This window comes from Bradyrhizobium sp. (assembly GCF_035273305.1).
In the GTDB taxonomy this organism is placed as follows: Bacteria; Pseudomonadota; Alphaproteobacteria; order Rhizobiales; family Xanthobacteraceae; genus Bradyrhizobium.
On record NZ_DATEPI010000218.1, the window covers coordinates 1 to 4,713 of the forward strand.

The following is a 4,713-nucleotide window of genomic DNA, read 5'->3' on the forward strand; positions in this document are numbered from 1 at the left end:
CCCCCCAACGGGAGGCTTACTATCTGGAAGGATAGATCATGACCGCAGCGAAGCCCGCTTCGCGGCCCAATGTGCCGCATTTTTCTTCCGGCCCCTGTGCCAAGCGCCCCGGCTGGAGCTCCCAAAACCTCAAGGACGCGGCTCTCGGCCGCTCGCATCGCGCCAAGATCGGCAAGGCCAAGCTCAAGCTTGCGATCGAACTCACCCGCGAAGTGCTGGAAGTGCCGGCCGGATACAGGATCGGCATCGTGCCTGCGTCCGATACCGGCGCCGTAGAAATGGCGCTATGGTCGCTACTGGGCGCCCGCCCGGTCACCACAATCGCGTGGGAATCCTTCGGCGAAGGCTGGGTCAGCGATATCGTCAAGGAGCTGCAGCTCAAGGAGCTGACCAGGCTGCACGCCGGCTATGGCGAGATCCCCGATCTGAGCAAGGCTGATCCTGCTTCGGACATCGTCTTCACCTGGAACGGCACGACCTCGGGCGTTCGCGTCCCCAATGCAGACTGGATCAAAGCCGATCGCCAAGGCCTGACCATCTGCGACGCGACTTCGGCGGCTTTCGCCCAAAAGCTCGACTGGCCCAAGCTGGATGTCGTGACCTTCTCCTGGCAGAAGGCGCTTGGTGGCGAGGCCGCGCACGGCATGCTTGTGCTTTCACCGCGCGCGGTGGCGAGGCTCGAGAGTTACAAGCCTGCATGGCCGCTGCCGAAAATTTTCCGCATGACCAAAGGTGGCAAGCTCAACGAAGGCATCTTCGAGGGCGAGACCATCAACACGCCTTCCATGCTGTGCGTCGAGGATTATCTCGATGCGCTGAACTGGGCGAAGTCGATCGGCGGCCTCAAGGCCCTGATCGCGCGCGCCGATGCCAACGCCAAGGTGCTCGCTGACTGGAAAGCAAGGACGTCCTGGATTGATTTCCTGGCGAAGGATCCAGCGATCCGGTCCAATACGTCCGTATGCCTGAAGGTCGTCGATCCTGCGATCACCGCGCTTAATGCAGACGCGCAATCCGAGTTTGCCAAGAAGCTGGTTGCGCTGGTGGAGAAGGAAGGCGCCGGTTACGATTTCGCGCATTATCGCGATGCGCCTGCGGGCCTGCGCATCTGGTGCGGCGCAACTGTCGAAGCAAGCGACGTCGCATTGCTGACGCAGTGGATCGATTGGGCGTTTGCCGAGACCAAGGCATCGCTTGCAAAGGCTGCGTAAGCCTTACCCGTGGCCTCTTCCGGCGAGACCGGGGGAGGGCGCAGAAATCTTCACTCATTCCGGCGCATCGCCGACCTCCCGTTACGGGAGGTGGAGGAAAAGCAAATGTCCAAGCCCAAAGTTCTCATTTCCGACGCGCTCTCGCCCGCCGCGGTCCAGATTTTCAGGGATCGCGGCATCGAAGTTGATTTCCAGCCTAACCTTGGCAAGGACAAGGACAAACTGGCTGAGGTCATCGGCGGCTATGACGGACTTGCGATCCGTTCGGCCACAAAGGCTACCGCGAAGATCCTGGACAAGGCAAAGCGGCTGAAGGTGATCGGTCGCGCTGGAATCGGGGTCGACAATGTGGAGATTCCCGCCGCCACCGCGAAGGGCATCATCGTCATGAACACGCCGTTCGGAAATTCGATCACTACGGCCGAACACGCCATCACGCTGATGCTGGCGCTGGCGCGCGAAATTCCACAGGCCGATGCTTCGACCCAGGCCGGCAAGTGGGAGAAGAACCGCTTTATGGGAGTCGAGATCACCGCCAAAACTCTGGGCATTATCGGTTGCGGCAACATCGGGGCGATCGTGGCCGATCGCGCCCTCGGTCTGCGCATGAAGGTGATCGCGTATGATCCGTTCCTGTCGCCGGAACGCGCCAAGGACATCGGCGTGGAAAAAGTGGAGCTCGAGGATCTGTTCAAGCGCGCCGATTTCATCACGCTGCATACGCCACTGACAGAGAAGACCCGGAATATCATCGACGCCAACGCTCTTGCCAAGATGAAGCCGGGCGTGCGCATTATCAATTGCGCGCGGGGCGGCCTCGTGGACGAGCAGGCGCTCGTCGCCGCCTTGAATTCGAAGCATGTCGCGGGCGCGGCGTTCGACGTGTTTGTGGAGGAGCCGGCCACATCAAACGTCCTGTTCGGTCATCCCAATGTGATCTGCACGCCACATCTTGGCGCGGCGACCACGGAGGCGCAGGAGAACGTGGCGCTGCAGGTGGCCGAGCAGATGTCGGACTATCTTCTGACCGGCGCGATTTCCAACGCGGTCAATTTCCCCTCGATCACCGCGGAAGAGGCTCCGAAATTGAAACCGTTCATTGAGCTGGCGGAAAAGCTCGGCTCGTTCGCAGGCCAGCTCACGGAGACAGGCATATCGAAGGTGCAAATTACATATGAAGGCCATGTCGCCGAGATGAAGATCAAGGCGCTGACCTCGGCTGTGCTTTCCGGCTTGCTGCGGCCGATGCTCGGCGAGGTCAACGTGGTCTCCGCTCCGGTGGTCGCTAAGGAGCGCGGCATGGTGGTCGACGAGATCGTGCGGGCCTCGCAAAGCGACTACGAAAGTCTCATCACTGTCACCGTCAGGACAGAGCGCCAGGAACGCTCGGTCTCGGGAACGGTCTATGCCGACGGCAAGCCGCGGCTGGTTGATATCAAAGGCATCCGCGTCGATGCTGAATTCGGCAAGTCGATGATCTACGTGACCAACGAGGACAAGCCTGGATTCATCGGGCATTTCGCCGGACTGCTCGGCGACGCCAAGATCAACATCGCGACTTTCCATCTCGGCCGCAACAAGCCCGGAGGCGATGCCATTGCGCTGGTCGAAGTCGATGGCAAGGTACCGGCGGATGTGCTCGCGAAGGTGCAGGCACTGCCGCAGGTCAAGCAGGCAAAGGCGCTGGCGTTCTAGGGCTGATCCGTTCCAGCTTCTTCTTCACGCGGCGTCCACTTCGCTCGAAAACGCTTACGCTGGCGCTTGGCCGGCTATTCCTTCACCGCGCCTGTCAGCGACGACACATAGTAGTCGACGAACAACGAATAGAAGATTGCAACCGGCAGTGAGCCGAGCAGGGAGCCCGCCATCAGCGCCCCCCATTGATAGACATCCCCGGAGACAAGTTCGGTCAGGATCGCGACCGGCACCGTTTTGTTGGCGCTGCTTTGGATAAACGCAAGCGCGTAGATGAATTCGTTCCAGGACAATGTGAAGCTGAAAATGCCGGCCGAAATCAGCCCGGGCACGGCAAGCGGCAATGTGATCCGCCACAGGATCTGCAAGCGGGTTGCACCATCAACCAGCGCGCACTCCTCCAATTCGTACGGAATGGATTTGAAGTAGCCGATCAGCAGCCAGGTGCAGAACGGCACCAGAAATGTCGGGTACACCAAAATCAGCGCCATCGGGCTGTCGAACAGTCCAAACTGAACCACGACTGTCGCCAGCGGAATGAACAGGATCGACGGCGGCACCAGATACGCCAGATAGATGCCAAGCCCGACGTACGGACTGCCCCTGAAGCGCAGCCGTTCGATCGCGTAAGCGGCGAGCGTGCTTGAAAGCAGCGATATGAATGTGGCGCCGATCGCGACCGACATCGTCGTTATCAGCCAATGGGGATAGGCCGTGTCGAACAGCAGATGTTTGACGTGGGCCAATGTGGGAGAGGAGATCCAGAACGGATTGTGCGCCTTGTAATTGAGCAATTCGCCGTTCGGCTTGAACGAGGTAATTGCCATCCAGTAGAATGGGAACAGCAGGATCAGCACGAAACATGCAAGCGGCAGGTAGATCATGACCACCCGCCGCGCCCGTGAATCCCATTCCATGGTGTCAGGTGTCGAGCTTGCGACATTGCTTGATTTCGGGGAGCCGACGAGCGCTTCAGTCATTGCTCTCTCCCTGCTGCCATTTGCGCCGGGCGAGACCGAAATAGCTGAACAGCGTCGCGAATACCAGGAACGGGACCATCGAGACTGCGATAGCCGCGCCCTCGCCGAGTTCGCCGCCGGCGATGCCGCGCTGGAACGCCAATGTGGCGAGCAGATGGGTCGAGTTGATCGGCCCGCCCCGAGTGATGGCATAGACGAGCTGGAAATCGGTGAAGGTGAAGATGATCGAAAAAGTCATCACGATTGCCAGGATCGGAAGCATCATCGGCAAGGTGATGTAACGGAAGCGCTGCCATGCGGTGGCGCCATCCAGCATTGCTGCCTCATAGAGCGAAGGCGAAATGGTCTGCAGACCGGCCAAGAGCGAGATCGCGACAAAGGGAATGCCGCGCCAGATGTTAGCGGCGATCAGGGAAAATCGTGCCGGCCACGGGCTGCCGAGGAAATCGATATTGGTGCTGCGGACGTGCAGCACGTCCACGAGCAGGTAGGAAATGATCGAGAACTGCGGGTCGTAAATCCACCAGAACGCCAGAGCGGAGAGCACGGTCGGAACGATCCAGGGTAGCAGCACGATGGCGCGCAGGATGCTCTTGAACGGAAAATGGTTGTTCAGCAGCAACGCCAGCCAGAAGCCGAGGGCAAATTTCCCGAAGGTGGCGACGCCCGTATAAAAGATGCTGTAGAACACCGCGCCCCACCACAGCGGATCGCTCAGCAGGTATTGAAAATTCTCCAGCCCCACAAATAGGCCGCGGCGGCCGATTGTGGTGTCTGTAAAGGCAAGCCAGACACCCAATCCTAGAGGATAGGTCAGAAAAACCAGC

The 4,713-nt window shown here is 59.8% G+C and carries 4 protein-coding genes; 2 read left to right on the forward strand and 2 right to left on the reverse strand.

Features of this window, described 5'->3' with window-relative positions:
- Positions 1 to 38: 38 nt before the first annotated feature.
- Both VJV58_RS14780 and serA read left to right on the forward strand, forming a co-directional pair.
- Positions 39 to 1,211, forward strand: coding sequence for a phosphoserine transaminase (locus VJV58_RS14780; RefSeq protein WP_324138110.1), 1,173 nt, complete (start codon positions 39 to 41; stop codon positions 1,209 to 1,211).
- Between the two features lie 105 nt (positions 1,212 to 1,316).
- The gene (serA, locus tag VJV58_RS14785) at positions 1,317 to 2,906 is read left to right on the forward strand and encodes a phosphoglycerate dehydrogenase (RefSeq protein ID WP_324138111.1); all 1,590 of its coding nucleotides are present in this window, start codon (positions 1,317 to 1,319) and stop codon (positions 2,904 to 2,906) included.
- A gap of 74 nt (positions 2,907 to 2,980) precedes the next feature.
- On the opposite strand, the gene VJV58_RS14790 is transcribed toward serA, so the two are convergent.
- Together VJV58_RS14790 and VJV58_RS14795 are read right to left on the reverse strand one after the other, a co-directional pair.
- Positions 2,981 to 3,823: a carbohydrate ABC transporter permease gene (locus tag VJV58_RS14790; protein ID WP_414641498.1), complete on the reverse strand. Its 843-nt coding sequence runs from the start codon at positions 3,821 to 3,823 to the stop codon at positions 2,981 to 2,983.
- A gap of 55 nt (positions 3,824 to 3,878) precedes the next feature.
- Complete coding sequence (locus tag VJV58_RS14795) at positions 3,879 to 4,712, reverse strand: sugar ABC transporter permease (protein WP_324138113.1); 834 nt, start codon at positions 4,710 to 4,712, stop codon at positions 3,879 to 3,881.
- Position 4,713 lies beyond the last annotated feature (1 nt).